This window comes from Paenibacillus sp. MDMC362 (assembly GCF_003269305.1).
Taxonomy (GTDB): domain Bacteria; phylum Bacillota; class Bacilli; order Paenibacillales; family Paenibacillaceae; genus Paenibacillus_AQ.
The window spans coordinates 26,081-45,473 of the sequence record NZ_QLYT01000064.1 but is presented as its reverse complement, the minus strand read 5'-3'; the positions used below and the strand labels follow the sequence as shown (position 1 = coordinate 45,473).

Here is a 19,393-nt window from a genome sequence, read left to right as displayed (position 1 = left end):
GATGTTTACGATATTCCGGGGACTCATTCCCTGGTTTAGCTGGCAATGGCATTTATTGCAGCCCGCAATCAGAGAGAAAAAGGCTTGAAATGGCGCTATCCTTGTGATAAAGTGTTTTAGGTAGGCCTAAATTCGCGTGTTTTATGAATGGATCGTTGTTACAGCTTTTGGAACAACGGTTTTATTCATCTCGCAGAAATAACCGGGTTTCGATGAGAACAAGGTTGTTTCTACTAGGATCAATATCGATTCTTCTGACAAAGAAGGACGTCTTCGGGAGGTGCACATCATGCGGGTAATTATCACTTTGGCTTGTACAAGCTGCAAACAAAGAAACTACACAACCACCAAAAACAAGCGAAATCACCCCGACCGCATGGAGATGAAGAAATTTTGCAAGTTCTGTAACGAGCAAACTCCTCATCGCGAAACCAGATAGTTTTCTTTTGGAGGTGTAGTCGGCGTGAAACGTGGTTTCAAGTCTCTGTTTTCCTTTTTCTCTGAAAGCTGGGCGGAACTTAAAAAAGTTCGCTGGCCCAATCGTAAAGAACTGACGAACTATACTTTAATTGTTCTCGGCACCATTGTGTTTGTCACGATTTATTTTTGGGTTGTAGACATCGGTATTTCCGCTGTGATCGAAGCGATAATTTAGAAGGGTCCCAGGTGGCTTGATATGGAAAAAAGATGGTACGTAGTTCATACCTATTCTGGGTATGAGAATAAAGTCAAAGCCAATTTGGAAAAACGTGTCGAGTCCATGGGCATGGAGGACAAAATATTCCGCGTTCTTGTTCCGATGGAAGAAGAAATCGTAAACAAAGACGGCAAGAAAAAAACCGTCATGCGTAAAGTTTACCCGGGATATGTCTTGGTCGAAATGATTCAGACCGATGATTCTTGGTATGTTGTCCGCAATACACCAGGAGTGACCGGTTTTGTTGGTTCGACAGGGTCCGGTTCTAAACCGACGCCTTTGCTTCCAGAAGAAGTAGAACAGATTCTGAAGCATATGGGCATGGAAGAGCCGAAACCGAAGATCGAATTCGACATCAAGGAATCCGTTCGTATCAAGGTTGGTCCTTTTGCGAATTTTGTGGGCTCCGTGGAAGAGATTTTGGCTGAAAAGAGCAAGTTGAAAGTTCACGTCAACATGTTTGGACGGGAAACCCCCCTGGAGTTGGATTATACTCAAGTGGAGAAGATCTAATTCTTCAGGTTTCTTGTGGGAGGGCGTGTCAAAGCGTCCGCTACCACTATTGATGCAAGGAGGTGTCAACCATGGCTAAGAAAGTTATCAAGATTGTGAAACTGCAAATTCCTGCAGGTAAAGCGAATCCGGCTCCTCCAGTAGGTCCTGCATTGGGTCAAGCGGGTGTCAACATCATGGCATTCTGTAAAGAGTTCAACGCACGTACTGCTGATCAAGCTGGTCTGATCATTCCGGTTGAAATTTCGGTGTTTGAAGATCGTTCCTTTACGTTCATCACCAAAACTCCACCGGCTGCTGTTCTGCTTCGTGTGGCTGCTAAGATCGAAAAAGGATCCGGCGAGCCTAACAAGAAGAAAGTCGCTACTGTTAAGCGTGACGCTGTTCGTCAAATCGCTGAGCAAAAAATGCCTGACCTGAACGCTGCATCTGTTGAAGCTGCAATGAAGATGGTAGAAGGTACTGCCCGTAGTATGGGTATCACAATCGAAGACTAATTGTCTTTTGATTGAAACCGAACTAGGTTCGGATTATGTGGGAGGAATTTCCGCTAACACCACAAAGGAGGAAAACAAACATGGCTAAACACGGTAAGAAATACGTTGAAGCTGCGAAGCTGATTGACAGCGAAGCAACTTATGAGCCTTTGGAAGCTGTAGAGCTTGTGAAGAAGGCTGCAACTGCCAAATTCGACGAAACTGTTGAAGCGGCTGTACGTTTGGGTGTAGACCCTCGTAAACAAGACCAGGCTGTTCGTGGTGTTGTTGTCTTGCCTCACGGCACAGGTAAAACACAACGCGTTCTGGTATTTGCAAAAGGTGAAAAAGCGAAAGAGGCAGAAGCTGCTGGCGCTGATTTTGTTGGCGATCAAGACATGATCAACAAAATTCAACAAGGCTGGTTCGAGTTCGATGTCTGCGTAGCTACACCTGATATGATGAGTGAAGTCGGTAAACTTGGCCGTCTGCTCGGTGGTAAAGGCCTGATGCCTAACCCTAAAGCTGGTACGGTTACATTCGATGTTGCTAAGGCTGTTCAAGAAATCAAAGCCGGTAAAATCGAGTACCGTCTGGACAAAGCAGGTCAAATTCACGCTCCGATCGGTAAAGTGTCTTTCGATGCAGCTCAATTGAATGAGAACCTCAAAGCTCTCATCGATGCATTGAATCGTGCGAAACCAGCTGCCGCTAAAGGTGTTTACCTGAAAGGCATCGCTGTTTCCTCGACAATGGGACCAAGCGCTCGCGTGAACACAACCGTCTACAGATAATATTACCATTGACTTTGGTCAATGAGGTTTGATATTATGTAACAGTTGTGAGTCTTCGAGACTGACCCTTAAAGTTGAATATGCTTACCGTAGACAGTAGGTGCCCTAAGCAGGCTTAATTTCCTACCGAGGTGTTATGATAGAACGTCAACAATTTGTCCGGTTACGCCGGCCAAATGATGATTCATCAGGCCTTCGTGATTCTACGGAGGCTTTTTTAGTGCCCGTAGGAAGAGCGGAGAGCTTGGTGCTCTTACGCTACTAATACAACCAGGAGGTGTAATCATTGGCAAACGCAAAAGTGATTCAAGCGAAACAAGAAGCGGTTGATGTCGTTGCTGCTAAGCTGCGCGAAAGCGTATCGACAGTAGTTGCTGACTATCGCGGACTGAACGTTGCGCAAGTAACTGAACTTCGTAAACAGCTTCGTGAAGCTGGCGTCGAGTTCCAAGTACTGAAAAACACGCTGCTTCGCCGTGCAACTGCGGCAGCAGAGCTGACTGATCTGGACGAAGTCTTGACTGGTCCAACAGCTGTTGCATTTGGTACCAATGACGCTGTCGCTCCAGCAAAAATCCTTAACGATTTTGCTAAGAAAAATGACGCGTTGAAATTGAAAGGCGGCGTAGTAGAAGGCCGTGTAATCGGAGAGAGCGAAATCAAAGCTCTGGCAGAACTTCCGTCCCGCGAAGGTCTCCTCTCCATGCTCCTCAGCGTGCTTCAAGCTCCAGTGCGCAACTTCGCGCTTGCAGTTAAGGCTGTTGCTGAGAAGGAAGAACAAGGCGCATAAGCTTTGTCTTGCTGAAGCTGTGTAACAACAACTATAAAATCTTAATAATAAATGGAGGTTCAACCCAATGAGCAAAGAGCAAATCTTGGAAGCAATTAAAGGTATGTCCGTTCTGGAACTGAACGATCTTGTAAAAGCAATCGAAGAAGAATTTGGTGTAACTGCTGCAGCTCCAGTAGCTGTTGTAGGTGGCGCTGGTGTAGCTGCTGAAGCAGAGCAATCCGAATTCGACGTAATCCTGACTAGCGCAGGCGCGTCCAAAATCAACGTAATCAAAGTGGTTCGCGAAATCACAGGTCTTGGCTTGAAAGAAGCAAAAGAACTGGTTGACAACGCTCCAAAACCATTGAAAGAAAAAGTAGCTAAAGAAGAAGCTGAAGCTGTTAAAGCTAAATTGGAAGAAGCAGGCGCATCCGTAGAAGTTAAGTAATTAACTTCTTGAGATTCACGTCAGCAAGAATCAAACCCCTTGAATATTTGTTCAAGGGGTTTGTTATTGTGGCGGGGGGATCACAAGGTACTGATTCTCCGCAAGAAAGGTTATACTGGGATAAGAGCGCTTAAGAGCGAAATATCTTAGGCGGGCAGACTTTGATTCAAGACGGAGGAAATGATGCCGAATCAACATTATTACTCGAATCAGCCGGAAATTGCTCATGACCGTAAAGAGTTAAAGACGGAGCTTCGGGGGCAGACTTTCAACTTTATCAGTGACGCGGGCGTATTCTCTAAAAGCGGCGTAGATTATGGGAGCAAGGTATTAATAGAGGCTATGAGCTTTAACCAGCATGCCGAGGTGTTGGATGTAGGCTGCGGATATGGTCCGATCGGACTGTCGGCGGCAAGAATGGCTCCCCAAGGCCATGTGACGATGATCGACATTAATAGCCGTGCTGTCGAATTAGCTAAGGAGAATGCGAAACGTAATGGTATATCCAACGTGACCATCTTGGAGAGCGATTTGTTTGCTGCGGTGCAGAGTCAGCAATTTGACGTGGTTCTCACCAATCCACCGATTCGTGCCGGGAAAGAGACGGTACATGCCATATTCGAAGAAGCGTGGAAGCATCTGCGCGAGGATGGGCAGCTGTGGGTTGTGATCCAGAAGAAGCAAGGCGCGCCTTCAGCGAAAGCCAAGCTGGAGAGTTTATTTCATCAGGTTGAGGAAGTAACGAAGGATAAAGGGTATCGAATATTCAAGGCGACGAAATCTTCTTGAAATAGTTCGGCTGGGCTGTTGACTTGGGTATGTCGGTATGGTATTATTATAAAATGTCAGTATTAGGATGGTCTCTTTGTCTTTAGTTGACTGAAATGTCAAGACTTAATGTGCGGAAAGATGCATAAAGTCGATCATATTGACGTATAATATGTACATTTTGGGCAAATCTACAGGATATGAGATGATTATCATAACCATGGATAAGCTGCTCTTTTTTCGAAAAGGTATTCGATAAGGGCTTTTCTCTATTTATGGGAGTGTCCTCTGTATGTTCCATTATAGTGTTACAAACAGAGGTTCGCAATGAAATTTTTAAAGTGAGTAGACATGAGGGGTGAGTTTAAGTTGGCAGGACATCTTGTTCAATATGGTCGACGCACTCGGCGAAGTTATGCTCGTATTAACGAGGTACTCGAAGTTCCGAACCTGATTGAAATCCAACAAAAATCTTATGAATGGTTTTTGGAGGAAGGACTCCGCGAAATGTTCCAGGACATCTCGCCGATTCAGGATTTCACAGGTAATTTGGTACTAGAGTTTATTGACTACAGCCTTGGAGAACCGAAATACACCGTCGATGACGCGAAAGAACGCGACGTTACTTATGCGGCGCCGCTCCGCGTGAAAGTCCGGCTCATTAACAAGGAGACCGGAGAGGTCAAGGAGCAGGAAGTGTTCATGGGAGACTTCCCGTTAATGACGGAAACCGGAACATTCATTATCAATGGTGCCGAACGGGTTATTGTCAGCCAGTTGGTTCGCTCTCCCAGCGTCTATTTCAGCACAAAAGTGGATAAAAACGGTAAGACGACGTACACTGCAACAGTTATCCCTAACCGCGGCGCTTGGCTTGAACTGGAGATGGACGCGAAGGACATTATCTATGTCCGGATCGACCGTACCCGTAAAATCCCTGTAACGGTACTTTTACGTGCACTTGGTTTTGGTACAGATGCCGAGATTCTGGATCTTCTGGGCAATGATGAATATATTCAAAATACGCTGGATAAAGACAACACCGACTCTACGGAAAAAGCGCTCATCGAAATCTATGAACGTCTTCGTCCGGGCGAGCCGCCAACACTGGAGAATGCGAAGAGCCTTCTCGTGGCCCGTTTCTTCGATCCGAAGCGTTATGATTTGGCTAACGTTGGTCGCTACAAGATCAACAAGAAGCTTCATATCAAGAACCGTCTCTTTAATCAACGTTTGGCAGAAAGTTTGATAGACATCGATACCGGTGAGATCATTGCAGAAGCTGGTCAAACCGTAGACCGCCGTCTTTTGGACGAGATCATGCCTTACCTTGAGAAGAGCGTAGGCTTTAAGAATTATCATGTTACCGGCGGTGTCATGGACAGCGAGGATATCCCGCTGCAAACGATCGATGTATTCTCGCCAATCGAGGATGCCAAAGTCGTGAAGGTCATCGCGAACGCAAACATTGATAAATCGGTGAAGCACATTACACAGGCAGATATCATTTCTTCCATCAGCTACTTCATCAACCTGCTGCATGGGATCGGCAATACCGATGATATTGACCACCTGGGTAACCGTCGTCTGCGTTCTGTAGGCGAATTGCTTCAAAATCAGTTCCGTATCGGTTTGTCCCGGATGGAACGTGTCGTTCGTGAAAGAATGTCGATTCAGGATGCAAACGTGATTACGCCGCAGGCGCTTATCAACATACGTCCGGTTATCGCATCGATTAAAGAGTTCTTCGGCAGCTCCCAGTTGTCCCAGTTCATGGATCAGACCAACCCGCTTGCGGAACTGACGCATAAACGTCGTCTGTCTGCTCTCGGACCCGGCGGTTTGACTCGTGAGCGTGCGGGCTTTGAAGTGCGGGACGTTCACCACAGTCACTATGGCCGTATGTGTCCGATCGAGACGCCGGAGGGACCGAACATCGGTCTGATCAACTCCTTGTCGACGTTTGCGCGCATCAACGAATATGGCTTCATTGAAGCTCCGTATCGTTGGGTGGATCCGAAGACCGGTAAAGTAACAGAGCAAATCGATTACCTGACCGCAGACGAAGAGGATAACTACATCGTTGCCCAGGCGAATGCCGAGCTTAACGAAGATGGTACCTTCGCTGACGAAATGGTTATCGTCCGTTATAACAAGCAATCCGATAACATCCTTCCTATGCCAAGCGACCGTGTAGACTACATGGACGTATCGCCTAAGCAGGTCGTGTCGGTAGCGACGGCGCTCATTCCGTTCCTTGAGAACGATGACTCCAACCGCGCGCTGATGGGATCCAACATGCAGCGGCAGGCTGTTCCGCTTCTTATTCCTAAAGCTCCGCTCGTCGGAACCGGAATGGAACACAAGTCTGCGAAAGACTCCGGTGTATGTATTGTATCCAAACATGACGGGATTATTGAACGTTCATCCGCTAATGAAATCTGGGTTCGCCGTGTGGAAAATGTCGACGGACAAGAAGTCAAAGGCGATCTTATTAAACATAAATTACACAAATTTATGCGTTCGAACCAAGGAACATGCATCAATCAGCGTCCAATCGTTAAACGCGGCGATGTCATCAAAAAGGGTGACATTCTGGCAGACGGTCCATCCACCGAGATGGGCGAATTGGCACTGGGCCGCAACGTCGTTGTTGCGTTCATGACTTGGGAAGGTTACAACTACGAGGATGCGATTCTTCTTTCCGAGAAACTGGTCAAAGAGGATGTCTACACTTCGATTCATATCGAGGAGTACGAATCCGAAGCTCGTGACACGAAGCTCGGTCCGGAAGAAATTACGCGTGATATTCCTAACGTAGGTGAAGAAGCGCTGAAGAACCTTGACGAGCGCGGAATCATCCGCATCGGTGCCGAAATCAGCGCCGGAGATATTCTCGTAGGTAAGGTAACGCCTAAGGGTGTAACCGAGCTGACGGCGGAAGAGCGACTCCTGCATGCGATCTTCGGTGAGAAGGCTCGCGAAGTGCGCGATACCTCGCTGCGCGTACCTCACGGTAGTGACGGAATCATCGTAGACGTGAAGGTGTTTACACGCGAGAACGGTGACGAATTGCCACCGGGCGTTAACCAACTGGTTCGCGTTTACATCGCACAGAAACGTAAAATCTCCGAAGGTGACAAAATGGCCGGACGTCACGGTAACAAAGGTGTCGTTGCCCGTATTTTGCCTGAAGAAGATATGCCGTTCCTGCCAGATGGCACGCCGGTTCAAGTTGTGTTGAACCCTCTAGGGGTTCCATCACGGATGAACATCGGTCAGGTGCTCGAGGTTCACTTGGGTATGGCTGCGCTCCAGCTCGGCATTCACGTAGCTTCACCGGTATTTGACGGTGCGAGCGAGTATGACGTGTTTGATACGATGGAAGAAGCAGGCATGCAGCGCAATGGTAAGACCGTATTGTACGACGGGCGGACGGGTGAGCGTTTTGAACGTGAAGTTACCGTCGGCGTCATGCACATGATCAAGCTCGCGCACATGGTTGATGATAAAATTCACGCCCGTTCTACGGGACCATACTCTCTCGTTACGCAGCAGCCGCTGGGTGGTAAAGCTCAGTTCGGTGGACAGCGCTTCGGTGAGATGGAAGTGTGGGCACTTGAAGCATACGGTGCTGCATATACGCTGCAAGAAATTCTTACCGTCAAGTCGGATGACGTGGTCGGCCGGGTGAAAACCTACGAATCCATCGTCAAAGGCGAGAACGTTCCGGAACCGGGTGTTCCTGAATCGTTCAAGGTATTGATCAAAGAGCTTCAGTCTCTCGGTATGGATGTTAAAATCCTGAGCGAGAATGAAGAGGAAATCGAGATGAAAGAACTCGATGACGAAGACGATGCTCAAGGTGATAAACTGAGCCTTAACTTGGAAGGCACTGAAGTCGGAGTGGAATAACGGTCAATCATTCACCCCCGTCGGCTTTATAAGTCGGCGGTGGTGTTATGGTCGTATAGCACATAAATAGGACTAGGTTGAGGAGGGTTGCTCCTTGTTGGACGTTAACAATTTTGAGTACATGAAAATCGGTCTTGCTTCACCGGAAAAAATTCGCTCTTGGTCTCGCGGAGAGGTGAAGAAGCCGGAAACGATTAACTACCGTACATTGAAGCCGGAGAAAGAAGGCCTGTTCTGTGAGCGGATTTTCGGTCCGCAAAAGGACTGGGAATGTCATTGCGGTAAGTATAAGCGTGTCCGTTATAAAGGAGTAGTCTGCGATCGCTGTGGCGTTGAAGTAACACGCGCCAAAGTCCGTCGTGAACGGATGGGCCATATCGAGCTTGCGGCTCCTGTATCGCATATTTGGTATTTCAAAGGCATTCCAAGCCGTATGGGTCTGGCTCTGGATATGTCCCCACGATCTCTGGAGGAGATCATTTACTTCGCATCTTACGTTGTAACCGATCCGGGAGATACACCGCTGGAGAAGAAACAACTGTTGTCCGAGAAGGAATATCGCAGCTACCGTGAGAAATACGGCTACGGATTCCAAGCAGGCATGGGTGCTGAAGCGGTTAAGAAACTTCTTCAAGACATCGACATTGACAAAGAGCTTGAATTCCTGAAGGAAGAACTGCGCACTGCACAGGGTCAGCGCCGCAACCGGGCCATCAAACGCCTGGAAGTGATTGAGGCGTTTCGTAACTCCGGCAACAATCCGGAGTGGATGATCATGGATGTGCTGCCGGTCATTCCGCCGGAGCTTCGCCCGATGGTTCAGCTTGATGGTGGACGTTTCGCTACCTCCGACTTGAACGATCTGTACCGTCGTGTCATTAACCGGAACAACCGTCTGAAAAGACTGCTGGATCTCGGCGCGCCGGATATTATCGTACAGAACGAGAAGCGCATGCTGCAGGAAGCTGTCGATGCACTGATCGATAACGGCCGCCGCGGTCGTCCGGTCACAGGTCCTGGTAACCGTCCGCTTAAATCCCTCAGCCACATGCTGAAAGGTAAACAAGGACGTTTCCGTCAGAACTTGCTCGGTAAACGGGTTGACTATTCCGGTCGTTCCGTTATCGTTGTAGGTCCTTACCTGAAAATGTATCAATGCGGTCTGCCTAAGAAAATGGCGCTTGAGCTCTTCAAGCCGTTCGTTATGAAAGAACTGGTCAACAAAGGCCTTGCACATAATATCAAGAGTGCGAAGCGCAAAGTAGAACGTGTAAGTCCAGAAGTATGGGATGTGCTCGAAGAGGTTATTAAAGAGCATCCGGTTCTTCTGAACCGTGCACCGACGCTTCACAGACTCGGTATTCAAGCATTTGAACCGATTCTGGTTGAGGGCCATGCGATCCGTCTTCACCCGCTCGTATGTACAGCGTATAATGCTGACTTTGACGGTGACCAAATGGCGGTTCACGTTCCTTTGTCTGCTGAAGCTCAAGCTGAAGCACGTCTTTTGATGCTGGCATCGGGTAACATTTTGAACCCGAAAGACGGTAAGCCGGTTGTTACGCCTTCTCAGGATATGGTACTGGGTTCCTTCTATCTGACCATGGATAACAAGGAAGAAAAAGGTACCGGCATGATTCTGGGCAGCGTGAACGAAGCGGTTTCCGCTTATCAGCGTGAAGCAGCTGGTCTGCATGCACGCGTAGCGATTCCGGTGAAAGCATTGGGCAAAACCAGCTTTACGGAGAAACAGCAGAATGCGATTTTGATTACGACGATCGGTCGGATTATCTTTAACGAGATTTTCCCTGCCAGCTTCCCGTATATCAATGAAGCGACTCGTACGAACCTGCTGCAAGGAACGCCTGAGAAGTATTTCGTATACGAGAAGGGTGCAGATATTCAAAAAGTGATTCAGGAACTGCCAATCAGCGGTGCTGTTGGTAAGGAATATCTGGGTTCCATCATTGCACGCTGCTTCGAAACGTACCATACAACGGAAACCTCTGTGATTTTGGATAAAATCAAGCAGCTCGGTTTCACGTATTCCACTCGTGCAGGCGTAACGGTTGCGGTATCCGACGTTATCGTCCCTGACGAGAAAAATGAAATTCTGAAAGAGTCCGACGAGAAGGTTAAAGTAGTAACGAACCAGTATCGCCGCGGCTTGATTACGAATGAAGAACGTTATGACCGTGTTATCGATATCTGGTCCAAGACCAAGGATGATATTACGGATGTACTCATGAAATCGATGGACCGCTTTAACTCCATCATGCTCATGGTAGATTCCAAAGCACGGGGTAACAAATCGCAGATCACTCAGCTCGGTGGTATGCGGGGTCTGATGGCGAACCCGTCGGGTCGTATCATCGAACTCCCAATCAAATCGAACTTCCGTGAAGGACTGACGGTACTCGAGTACTTCCTGTCCACGCACGGTGCGCGTAAAGGTCTTGCCGATACGGCGCTTCGTACCGCTGACTCCGGTTACTTGACTCGTCGACTTGTTGACGTAGCCCAGGATGTTATCGTTCGCGAAGATGAGTGCAGCACGGATAAAGGCTTTACCGTTAGTCGTATTCAGGACGGTAAAGAAGTTATCGAGGATCTCTACGACCGTATTGAGGGACGTTATGCATTTGAAACTGTCCGTCATCCGGAAACGAAAGAGATCATCGTAAATCGTAACGAATTGATTGATTCCGACAAAGCTGAGGAAATCGTAGCAGCTGGCGTTGAGAAGCTTCAAATCCGTTCCATCTTGAGCTGTCGTGCACGTTATGGCGTCTGCAAAAAATGTTACGGCCGTAACCTGGCTACTGGTAAGCATGTTGAGATTGGTGAAGCGGTTGGTATTATCGCGGCGCAATCCATCGGCGAACCGGGAACACAGCTCACGATGCGTACGTTCCACACAGGCGGCGTTGCCGGCGATGATATTACACAAGGTCTTCCGCGTATCCAGGAGCTCTTTGAAGCCCGTAATCCTAAAGGTCAAGCGACCATTAGTGAGATCGACGGTGTGGTTAAAGAGATCCGCGAAACGAAGGACCGTCGTGAAATCGAAGTACAAGGTGAAGCTGAGACTAAGGTTTACGCTGTTACCTACGGCTCCCGTCTGCGCGTAAGCGAAGGCAAGCAAATTGAAGCCGGGGATGAACTGACTGATGGTTCCATTGATCCGAAGGAAATGCTTCGTATCAAAGGTATCCGTGGCGTGCAGAACTACATCCTTCAGGAAGTTCAACGCGTATACCGTAACCAGGGTGTAGAAATTAATGATAAACACGTTGAGGTTATGATCAGACAGATGCTGCGTAAATTCCGTATCGTTGATGCGGGAGATACGACACTGCTGCCAGGCTCCTTCGTGGATATGCATGAATACGAGACAGCTAATAAAGACGCTATTCTCTCCGGAAAAGAACCAGCGGTTGCTAAACCGGTTCTCCTCGGGATTACAAAAGCATCTCTCGAAACGGATTCGTTCTTGTCAGCAGCCTCCTTCCAGGAGACGACTCGCGTGTTGACTGACGCTGCCATTAAAGGTAAAGTCGATCAGCTGCTTGGTCTGAAAGAGAATGTTATCATTGGTAAACTGATCCCTGCAGGTACCGGTATGAACCGTTATCGCAGCGTGAAGTTCGAGGGACAAAACGATGTGAATGACGAAAGTCAGGAACTCGAAACAGCTTCTATAGATTAAGAAACAGTCAGGTGATGAGGAGATTTCCGTATCTTAAGATGCGGAAGACCTCCTCGTCCCAAAGTTTCTTTTTTCCTGATTTAATAGCTTGACATCGATTAGGGCAGATGCTAATATAGCAAAGGTGCGTGAATAGTTTCTTTGTTCCCTGTTCTTTTGGAGGAATGACTTGTGTCTAATGATAAAGGATTACAGGATGCACACATCAAGATTGGCACCAAACAAACGATGAAGGCCGTTGAATCCGGTTTGGCTAGAGAGGTTTATGTGGCTGAAGATTGCGACCAACGTTTGATTTCAAAAGTCGTATCCGAGTGTGATAAGAATGGTGTGCATATCAACTATGTACCCACGATGATAGAGCTTGGAGAAGCATGCGGTATTGAAGTTGGTGCAGCTATGGTAGCTGTCTTGAAATCATGATTTGAGAAATCGTTTTTGTTGGAGAAGACGTTACTTCTCTCGGCAAAAACTTTTCATTTGTTCTTTTATGAACCGCCTGGGTCTGTGGACTTAAACGAGGTTTGTAATCGAATGATAAATACGGGAAGGGGGTGGCTAGCATGCCAACAATTAACCAACTGGTTCGCAAGGGCCGTCAAGCTAAAGTTTACAAATCGAAATCTCCAGCTCTTCAAAAAGGTTTTAACGCTTTGAAACGTGAGGAGACCGACTTGAGCGCTCCGCAAAAACGCGGTGTATGCACTCGTGTAGGCACAATGACGCCGAAAAAACCGAACTCCGCACTTCGTAAATATGCTCGTGTTCGCTTGACGAACCGCATTGAGGTGACGGCTTACATTCCGGGTATCGGACATAACTTGCAAGAGCACAGTGTTGTATTGGTTCGCGGTGGACGGGTAAAAGACCTTCCGGGTGTACGTTACCATATCGTTCGCGGCGCACTTGATACCGCTGGTGTAAACAACCGGATGCAAGCTCGTTCCAAATACGGCACGAAGCGTCCTAAAGCGAAAAGCTAATTGATGCTCATGTTTTCGTAACATGACTCATGACTGAAGAAAGGGGGATATCCATGCCACGCAAAGGTCCAGTAACTAAAAGAGACGTGCTGCCAGATCCAGTGTATAACAGCAAGCTGGTAACTCGTCTGATCAACCGCATCATGTTGGATGGTAAAAGAGGTGTTGCTCAAAGCATCCTTTACAATTCGTTCAACATCATTAAGGAACGTACTGGTAATGATCCGATGGAAGTGTTTGAAGCAGCTATCAAGAACATCATGCCAGTATTGGAAGTTAAAGCTCGTCGTGTCGGCGGTGCTAACTACCAGGTTCCGATCGAAGTTAAACCAGAGAGACGTACATCCCTTGGATTACGTTGGCTCGTAAACTACTCCCGCAACCGCGGCGAGAAAACCATGGAAGAGCGTTTGGCGGCTGAGATCATCGATGCTTCCAACAACACAGGCGCTTCCGTTAAGAAACGCGAAGATACACACAAAATGGCTGAAGCGAACAAAGCGTTTGCTCACTACCGTTGGTAGGATTCAGCAACTAATTAATACTTCTAATTTTGAAGGGAGACTATTCGCATGGCGACAAGAGAGTTCTCCTTGAAAAATACACGTAATATCGGGATCATGGCGCATATTGACGCTGGTAAAACGACCACGACAGAGCGGATTTTGTTCTATACAGGCCGTACGCACAAAATCGGGGAAGTTCACGAGGGTGCAGCTACAATGGACTGGATGGAGCAGGAGCAGGAGCGCGGTATCACGATCACATCCGCTGCGACTACCGCTTCTTGGAAGGGTCATCGCGTTAATATTATCGACACCCCGGGGCACGTTGACTTCACAGTAGAAGTTGAACGTTCCCTTCGTGTATTGGATGGGGCAGTAGGTGTATTCAGTGCGAAAGAGGGCGTTGAACCTCAGTCGGAGACTGTTTGGAGACAAGCAGACCGTTATGGAGTTCCGCGGATCGCATACGTAAACAAAATGGATATTATCGGTGCCGACTACTTGAACGTAGTTAAAGATATGAGAGAGCGTCTGCAAGCGAATGCGGTAGCGATTCAGCTTCCGATCGGTGCAGAGAATGATTTCATTGGCATCATCGATATTATCGAGGAAAAAGCTTTTATGTATAAGGATGACCTCGGTCAAAATATCGAAGAAACCGAAATTCCAGCAGAATTCAAGGATCAAGTGGAAGAGCTTCGCAACGAGCTTGTTGAGAAGGTAGCAGAACTTGACGAAGACTTGACAATGAAATATCTTGAAGGTGAAGAAATCACCATCGCTGAGTTGAAAGCCGCTCTGCGTAAAGGTGTTGTCGAAGTTAAGATCTTCCCGGTTATCTGTGGTTCTTCTTACCGTAACAAAGGCGTTCAGCTGATGCTTGATGCCGTAATCGATTATTTGCCGGCTCCAACTGACGTTCCTGACATCAAGGGTACCCTTGAAGATGGAACTGAAGCTATCCGTCATTCCTCCGATGAAGAGCCATTCTCGGCTCTGGCATTCAAAATCGCTACGGACCCTTATGTTGGTAAGCTGACATTCTTCCGCGTATACTCCGGTGTACTGCAATCCGGCTCTTACGTACTGAATGCAACTAAAGGTAAGCGTGAGCGCATTGGTCGTATCCTTCAAATGCATGCGAACAGCCGTCAAGAAATTTCCGAAGTATTCGCCGGAGATATCGCAGCAGCCGTAGGTTTGAAAGATACGGGTACAGGTGATACACTATGTGATGAGAAAAATCCGGTTATCCTGGAGTCCATGAACTTCCCTGATCCGGTTATCGAAATCGCAGTAGAACCTAAGACAAAAGCTGACCAAGATAAAATGGGTGTGGCTCTCGGTAAGTTGACGGAAGAGGATCCAACTCTTCGTGCACATACTGATGAAGAAACAGGCCAAACGATCCTGGCAGGTATGGGTGAGCTTCACTTGGACATCATCATCGACCGTATGCGTCGTGAGTTCAAGGTAGAAACTAACGTGGGTAAACCACAAGTAGCTTACCGCGAAACATTCCGTGCACCAGCTCGCGTTGAAGGTAAATTCGTTCGTCAGTCCGGTGGTCGTGGTCAATACGGTCACGTATGGGTTGAGTTCGAACCTCTGGAACCAGGTAGCGGTAACCAATTCGAGAGCAAAGTTGTCGGTGGTTCGGTACCAAGAGAATATATTGGTCCAGCACAACAAGGTATTGAAGAGCAAATGAAGAACGGTGTACTCGCCGGCTTCCCGCTTGTTGACGTTAAAGCAACAATCGTCGACGGTTCTTACCATGATGTTGACTCCAATGAAATGGCGTTTAAAATCGCCGGTTCCATGGCTCTGAAAGCAGCTAAAGACAAGTGTAAGCCTGTCCTGCTTGAGCCAATCATGAAAGTTGAAGTTACCGTGCCTGAGGAATACATGGGCGACGTAATGGGTATGCTGAACTCCCGCCGTGGACGTATCGAAGGTATGGACTCCCGTGGTGGTACTCAAATTATCCGTGCGAAAGTACCTCTTTCCGAAATGTTCGGTTACTCCACTACCCTTCGCTCCGGTACACAAGGACGCGGTGTGTTCTCCATGGAACTCTCCCACTACGAAGAAGTTCCTAAGAATATCTCCGATGAAATTGTGTCCAAGATCAAAGGCGGAGAGTAATAACGTTTTACCTGCTGGATAGGAGGCGGGACCAACATCCCGTTAACTCCGCTTCCGGCCTAACATATATATCCCCTTAAGGAGGAATTGTTCAAATGGCAAAGGCTAAATACGAACGTACGAAACCCCATGTTAACATCGGTACTATCGGTCACGTTGACCATGGTAAAACAACTCTGACAGCTGCAATCACAACTGTATTGTCCAAAACTTACGGTGGTGCTGCTGTAGCATTCGACCAAATCGACAAAGCTCCAGAAGAGCGCGAGCGCGGTATCACAATCTCCACTGCTCACGTTGAATATGAAACTGATACTCGTCACTACGCACACGTTGACTGCCCAGGTCACGCTGACTATGTTAAAAACATGATCACTGGTGCTGCTCAAATGGACGGAGCGATCCTGGTTGTATCCGCAGCTGACGGCCCAATGCCGCAAACTCGCGAGCACATCCTGTTGTCCCGCCAAGTAGGCGTTCCTTACATCGTTGTATTCTTGAACAAATGCGACATGGTTGAAGACGAAGAGCTCTTGGAATTGGTTGAAATGGAAGTTCGCGACCTGCTGAGCGAGTATGACTTCCCAGGCGATGACACTCCGATCACTCGTGGTTCCGCTCGTGAAGCTCTGCAAAACCCAGATGGCGAATGGGCACAAAAAATCGTTGAAATGTTCAAAACAATCGACGAGTACATCCCATTGCCTGAGCGCGACACTGACAAGCCTTTCTTGATGCCTGTCGAGGACGTATTCTCCATCACTGGTCGTGGTACCGTTGCTACAGGTCGTGTAGAGCGTGGTACGATCAAAGTTGGTGACGAGATCGAAATCGTTGGTATCGCTGAAGAAACTAAGAAATCCGTTGTTACGGGCGTTGAGATGTTCCGTAAATTGCTGGATTCCGCACAAGCTGGTGACAACATCGGTGCATTGCTTCGTGGTGTTGAGCGTACTCAAATCGAGCGCGGTCAAGTACTTGCTAAGCCTGCTTCCGTTAAACCACACACAGAGTTCACAGCTCAAGTATACGTACTGAGCAAAGAAGAAGGCGGACGTCATAAGCCTTTCTTCACTGGCTACCGTCCACAGTTCTACTTCCGTACTACGGACGTAACTGGTGTGATCAACTTGCCAGAGGGTTCTGAAATGGTTATGCCTGGTGATAACATCACTGTAACGGTTAACCTGATCAACCCAATCGCGATTGAAGAAGGAACTAAGTTCTCCATTCGTGAAGGCGGCCGTACCGTAGGTGCTGGTTCCGTTGCTAGCATCATTAAATAATTAAGGCTTGCGAACAGCCTTGAATATAGCAACAGTGTATTGTAACGAGTAACAATGTGATGTCCTGATAAAAGAGTCTGGTCCTTTGGACCAGGCTCTTTTTCTTTTTATAAGAGCAGTCCGAATAACCTGATTACATGCTCTGAAGGAAGTTGCGGCTAAGATTCGAAACTATCTATTATATAGAAGAGATCTCACTACAATATGATATGCGGGAGCGATGGAATCTATTAACCAAGTCCTGCAACTTTCGGTGAATGATGCAAATACATATTAATTATGAATTAGTGCTTGCAATACGCCTATCTTTTATATATAATAGTGAATGTTGTTCTGCGACGTTGCGATGATGTGAGAGGTTACCGACACACCCGGCCCCTTTGCCATGAGGTGGGTGGTTGGAAAATTTTCGCGGAGTATGTCCGATACCAAATTGGGCGATAGAAGGAGGGAATAAAATGGCAAAGCAAAAAATTCGTATTCGCTTGAAAGCATACGACCACAGAGTTCTTGATCAATCCGCTGAGAAAATTGTTGAGACAGCAAAACGTTCGGGTGCTGGTGTATCCGGTCCGATCCCGCTGCCAACTGAGAAACAAGTAATTACCATTCTCCGTGCGGTGCACAAGTATAAGGATTCTCGGGAACAGTTCGAAATGCGTACACATAAACGCTTGATCGACATCGTGAACCCGACTCCACAAACTGTGGATGCCTTGATGCGCTTGGACCTGCCGTCCGGTGTAGATATCGAAATCAAACTGTAAGCATTGCATAATGAATTAGAGAAGAGAAAAGAGGTGTCAACATGAAAGGTATCTTAGGTAGAAAGCTCGGAATGACTCAAGTGTTTACCCCTGAGGGTGTTGTAATTCCTGTAACGGTTATCGAAGCAGGTCCTTGTGTTGTTCTTCAAAAGAAAGATCTGGAAAACGACGGATACGAAGCGATTCAAGTCGGTTTCTCTGATAAGAAAGAGAACAGATCTAACAAACCAGAAGCAGGCCATGCGAAAAAAGCAAACACTGCGCCTAAGCGCTACGTTCGCGAAATTCGCGGTGTTGACCTCGCGAGTGTCGAGGTTGGACAAGAGCTGAAGGCTGATGTCTTCACAGAAGGCGAATTTGTTGACGTAACGGGTATTTCCAAGGGTAAAGGTTTCCAAGGTGTAATCAAGCGTTGGGGCCAAAGCCGCGGACCAATGTCTCACGGTTCCCGTTATCACCGCAGACCAGGTTCCATGGGTTCGATCCAGGCAAACCGTGTTCCTAAAGGAAAGCGTCTGCCAGGTCACATGGGCAATGAGACAGTTACGATTCAAAAGCTCGAAGTTGTTAAAGTCGATGCAGAGCGTAACGTAATCCTTGTAAAAGGCTCCATTCCTGGACCTAAAAAAGGTTTCGTTCAAATCAAAGAAACGGTGAAGAAATAATCGCCTAAAGAAAGGAGGAACAAACAATGCCTAAAGTAGCACTTTATAATGTCAGCGGTAGCCAAGTTGGCGAAGTAGAATTGAATGAAGCTGTATTCGGCATCGAGCCGAACGCACACGTATTGCACAGTGCAGTATTGCTGCAGCGCGCTTCGCTTCGTCGTGGTACCCACAAAGTAAAAGGACGTTCTGAAGTACGCGGCGGCGGACGTAAGCCTTGGAAACAAAAAGGTACTGGCCGTGCTCGTCAAGGTTCGATCCGTTCTCCACAATGGAAAGGCGGCGGTGTGGTATTTGGACCAACTCCGCGCAGCTACACGTTTAAACTTCCTAAGAAAGTTCGTCGTTTGGCTATCAAATCCGCATTGTCTTCCAAAGTGATTGACAACGCGATTATCGTATTGGATCAATTGACGCTGAATGCGCCGAAAACAAAAGAGTTTGCTAACATTCTTAGCAATCTGAAAGTAGGCCGTAAAGCTCTGATCGTTGCTCCAAGCTATGATGATAATGTAGCCCTTTCCGCTCGTAATATTCCTGGTGTGAAATTCGTAGCGGCTGACGGCATTAATGTTCTTGACGTACTGTCGTACGATCAACTGATCATTACGAAGGAAGCAGTTCAGAAGGTAGAGGAGGTGCTCGCGTAATGAAAGACCCACGCGATATAATCAAGCGCCCGGTGATCACGGAACGTACGGCTGACTACATGGCAGAGCTGAAATATGCTTTTGAAGTGGATATCCGTGCTAACAAGACCGAGATCAAGCAAGCTGTCGAATCTATTTTTAAAGTTAAAGTATCGAACGTGAATACGATGCGTGTTCCTGCTAAACCAAAGCGTTATGGCCGTTATTCCGGTTACACAACCGAATGGAAAAAGGCAATCGTGACTTTGGCTCCAGACAGCAAACCGCTCGAGTTCTTTGAATCGGTTGAATAAGAA

The 19,393-nt window shown here is 47.5% G+C and carries 19 protein-coding genes and 1 other annotated feature; all 19 genes read left to right on the top strand.

The window, feature by feature from the left end; translation table 11 throughout:
• Positions 1-289: 289 nt before the first annotated feature.
• The 19 genes from rpmG to rplW all read left to right on the top strand — a co-directional run bounded on the left by rpmG (position 290) and on the right by rplW (position 19,390).
• Positions 290-439 (top strand): 50S ribosomal protein L33, encoded by a 150-nt coding sequence (gene rpmG, locus DP091_RS26820; protein WP_006212941.1) that lies wholly within the window; start codon positions 290-292, stop codon positions 437-439.
• A 24-nt stretch (positions 440-463) separates the two neighbouring features.
• Entirely contained in the window at positions 464-655 is a 192-nt protein-coding gene (gene secE / locus DP091_RS26815; protein ID WP_006212940.1) for a preprotein translocase subunit SecE, read from the top strand.
• Between the two features lie 21 nt (positions 656-676).
• Entirely contained in the window at positions 677-1,210 is a 534-nt protein-coding gene (gene nusG / locus DP091_RS26810) for a transcription termination/antitermination protein NusG (protein WP_006212939.1), read from the top strand.
• A 71-nt stretch (positions 1,211-1,281) separates the two neighbouring features.
• A complete protein-coding gene (gene rplK, locus DP091_RS26805; RefSeq protein ID WP_006212938.1) occupies positions 1,282-1,707 on the top strand; it encodes a 50S ribosomal protein L11 in 426 nt (141 codons plus the stop codon).
• Between the two features lie 80 nt (positions 1,708-1,787).
• Positions 1,788-2,480, top strand: a complete 693-nt coding sequence (gene rplA, locus DP091_RS26800) for a 50S ribosomal protein L1 (RefSeq protein ID WP_009591966.1) — start codon at positions 1,788-1,790, stop codon at positions 2,478-2,480.
• A gap of 69 nt (positions 2,481-2,549) precedes the next feature.
• Positions 2,550-2,708 (top strand) — a sequence feature (ribosomal protein L10 leader region).
• A 58-nt stretch (positions 2,709-2,766) separates the two neighbouring features.
• The gene (gene rplJ / locus DP091_RS26795; protein ID WP_009591975.1) at positions 2,767-3,270 is read left to right on the top strand and encodes a 50S ribosomal protein L10; all 504 of its coding nucleotides are present in this window, start codon (positions 2,767-2,769) and stop codon (positions 3,268-3,270) included.
• A 67-nt stretch (positions 3,271-3,337) separates the two neighbouring features.
• On the top strand, positions 3,338-3,700 hold the full coding sequence (gene rplL / locus DP091_RS26790; protein ID WP_071221025.1) for a 50S ribosomal protein L7/L12: 363 nt from the start codon (positions 3,338-3,340) through the stop codon (positions 3,698-3,700).
• A 183-nt stretch (positions 3,701-3,883) separates the two neighbouring features.
• Positions 3,884-4,489 carry a class I SAM-dependent methyltransferase gene (locus DP091_RS26785; RefSeq protein WP_113061157.1) on the top strand — a complete coding sequence of 202 codons (606 nt, stop codon included), beginning with the start codon at positions 3,884-3,886 and terminating at the stop codon, positions 4,487-4,489.
• A 348-nt stretch (positions 4,490-4,837) separates the two neighbouring features.
• Complete coding sequence (rpoB, locus tag DP091_RS26780) at positions 4,838-8,383, top strand: DNA-directed RNA polymerase subunit beta (protein WP_113061156.1); 3,546 nt, start codon at positions 4,838-4,840, stop codon at positions 8,381-8,383.
• Positions 8,384-8,477: 94 nt separating this feature from the next.
• On the top strand, positions 8,478-12,092 hold the full coding sequence (rpoC, locus tag DP091_RS26775; protein WP_113061155.1) for a DNA-directed RNA polymerase subunit beta': 3,615 nt from the start codon (positions 8,478-8,480) through the stop codon (positions 12,090-12,092).
• A 171-nt stretch (positions 12,093-12,263) separates the two neighbouring features.
• Entirely contained in the window at positions 12,264-12,515 is a 252-nt protein-coding gene (locus tag DP091_RS26770; RefSeq protein ID WP_113061154.1) for a ribosomal L7Ae/L30e/S12e/Gadd45 family protein, read from the top strand.
• Between the two features lie 140 nt (positions 12,516-12,655).
• Positions 12,656-13,075 (top strand): 30S ribosomal protein S12, encoded by a 420-nt coding sequence (gene rpsL, locus DP091_RS26765; RefSeq protein WP_006212930.1) that lies wholly within the window; start codon positions 12,656-12,658, stop codon positions 13,073-13,075.
• 53 nt (positions 13,076-13,128) lie between these two features.
• A complete protein-coding gene (gene rpsG, locus DP091_RS26760; RefSeq protein WP_006212929.1) occupies positions 13,129-13,599 on the top strand; it encodes a 30S ribosomal protein S7 in 471 nt (156 codons plus the stop codon).
• Positions 13,600-13,647: 48 nt separating this feature from the next.
• Positions 13,648-15,729: an elongation factor G gene (gene fusA, locus DP091_RS26755; protein ID WP_071221021.1), complete on the top strand. Its 2,082-nt coding sequence runs from the start codon at positions 13,648-13,650 to the stop codon at positions 15,727-15,729.
• Positions 15,730-15,824: 95 nt separating this feature from the next.
• Positions 15,825-17,015, top strand: a complete 1,191-nt coding sequence (gene tuf, locus DP091_RS26750; RefSeq protein ID WP_071221020.1) for an elongation factor Tu — start codon at positions 15,825-15,827, stop codon at positions 17,013-17,015.
• A 458-nt stretch (positions 17,016-17,473) separates the two neighbouring features.
• On the top strand, positions 17,474-17,782 hold the full coding sequence (rpsJ, locus tag DP091_RS26745) for a 30S ribosomal protein S10 (RefSeq protein ID WP_009589214.1): 309 nt from the start codon (positions 17,474-17,476) through the stop codon (positions 17,780-17,782).
• Between the two features lie 41 nt (positions 17,783-17,823).
• Positions 17,824-18,447: a 50S ribosomal protein L3 gene (gene rplC / locus DP091_RS26740; protein WP_113061153.1), complete on the top strand. Its 624-nt coding sequence runs from the start codon at positions 17,824-17,826 to the stop codon at positions 18,445-18,447.
• A gap of 26 nt (positions 18,448-18,473) precedes the next feature.
• On the top strand, positions 18,474-19,097 hold the full coding sequence (rplD, locus tag DP091_RS26735; RefSeq protein ID WP_071221019.1) for a 50S ribosomal protein L4: 624 nt from the start codon (positions 18,474-18,476) through the stop codon (positions 19,095-19,097).
• Positions 19,097-19,390, top strand: a complete 294-nt coding sequence (gene rplW, locus DP091_RS26730; protein WP_006212919.1) for a 50S ribosomal protein L23 — start codon at positions 19,097-19,099, stop codon at positions 19,388-19,390. The genes rplD and rplW overlap by 1 nt, the downstream gene beginning before the upstream one ends.
• The last annotated feature ends 3 nt before the right edge of the window (positions 19,391-19,393 follow it).

Coding starts and splice junctions, on each gene's coding strand:
- rpmG (WP_006212941.1), top strand. CDS start 290: ATGCGGGTAATTATCACTTTGGCTTGTACAAGCTGCAAACAAAGAAAC.
- nusG (WP_006212939.1), top strand. CDS start 677: ATGGAAAAAAGATGGTACGTAGTTCATACCTATTCTGGGTATGAGAAT.
- rplK (WP_006212938.1), top strand. CDS start 1,282: ATGGCTAAGAAAGTTATCAAGATTGTGAAACTGCAAATTCCTGCAGGT.
- rplA (WP_009591966.1), top strand. CDS start 1,788: ATGGCTAAACACGGTAAGAAATACGTTGAAGCTGCGAAGCTGATTGAC.
- rplL (WP_071221025.1), top strand. CDS start 3,338: ATGAGCAAAGAGCAAATCTTGGAAGCAATTAAAGGTATGTCCGTTCTG.
- DP091_RS26785 (WP_113061157.1), top strand. CDS start 3,884: ATGCCGAATCAACATTATTACTCGAATCAGCCGGAAATTGCTCATGAC.
- rpsL (WP_006212930.1), top strand. CDS start 12,656: ATGCCAACAATTAACCAACTGGTTCGCAAGGGCCGTCAAGCTAAAGTT.
- rpsG (WP_006212929.1), top strand. CDS start 13,129: ATGCCACGCAAAGGTCCAGTAACTAAAAGAGACGTGCTGCCAGATCCA.
- fusA (WP_071221021.1), top strand. CDS start 13,648: ATGGCGACAAGAGAGTTCTCCTTGAAAAATACACGTAATATCGGGATC.
- tuf (WP_071221020.1), top strand. CDS start 15,825: ATGGCAAAGGCTAAATACGAACGTACGAAACCCCATGTTAACATCGGT.
- rpsJ (WP_009589214.1), top strand. CDS start 17,474: ATGGCAAAGCAAAAAATTCGTATTCGCTTGAAAGCATACGACCACAGA.
- rplC (WP_113061153.1), top strand. CDS start 17,824: ATGAAAGGTATCTTAGGTAGAAAGCTCGGAATGACTCAAGTGTTTACC.
- rplD (WP_071221019.1), top strand. CDS start 18,474: ATGCCTAAAGTAGCACTTTATAATGTCAGCGGTAGCCAAGTTGGCGAA.
- rplW (WP_006212919.1), top strand. CDS start 19,097: ATGAAAGACCCACGCGATATAATCAAGCGCCCGGTGATCACGGAACGT.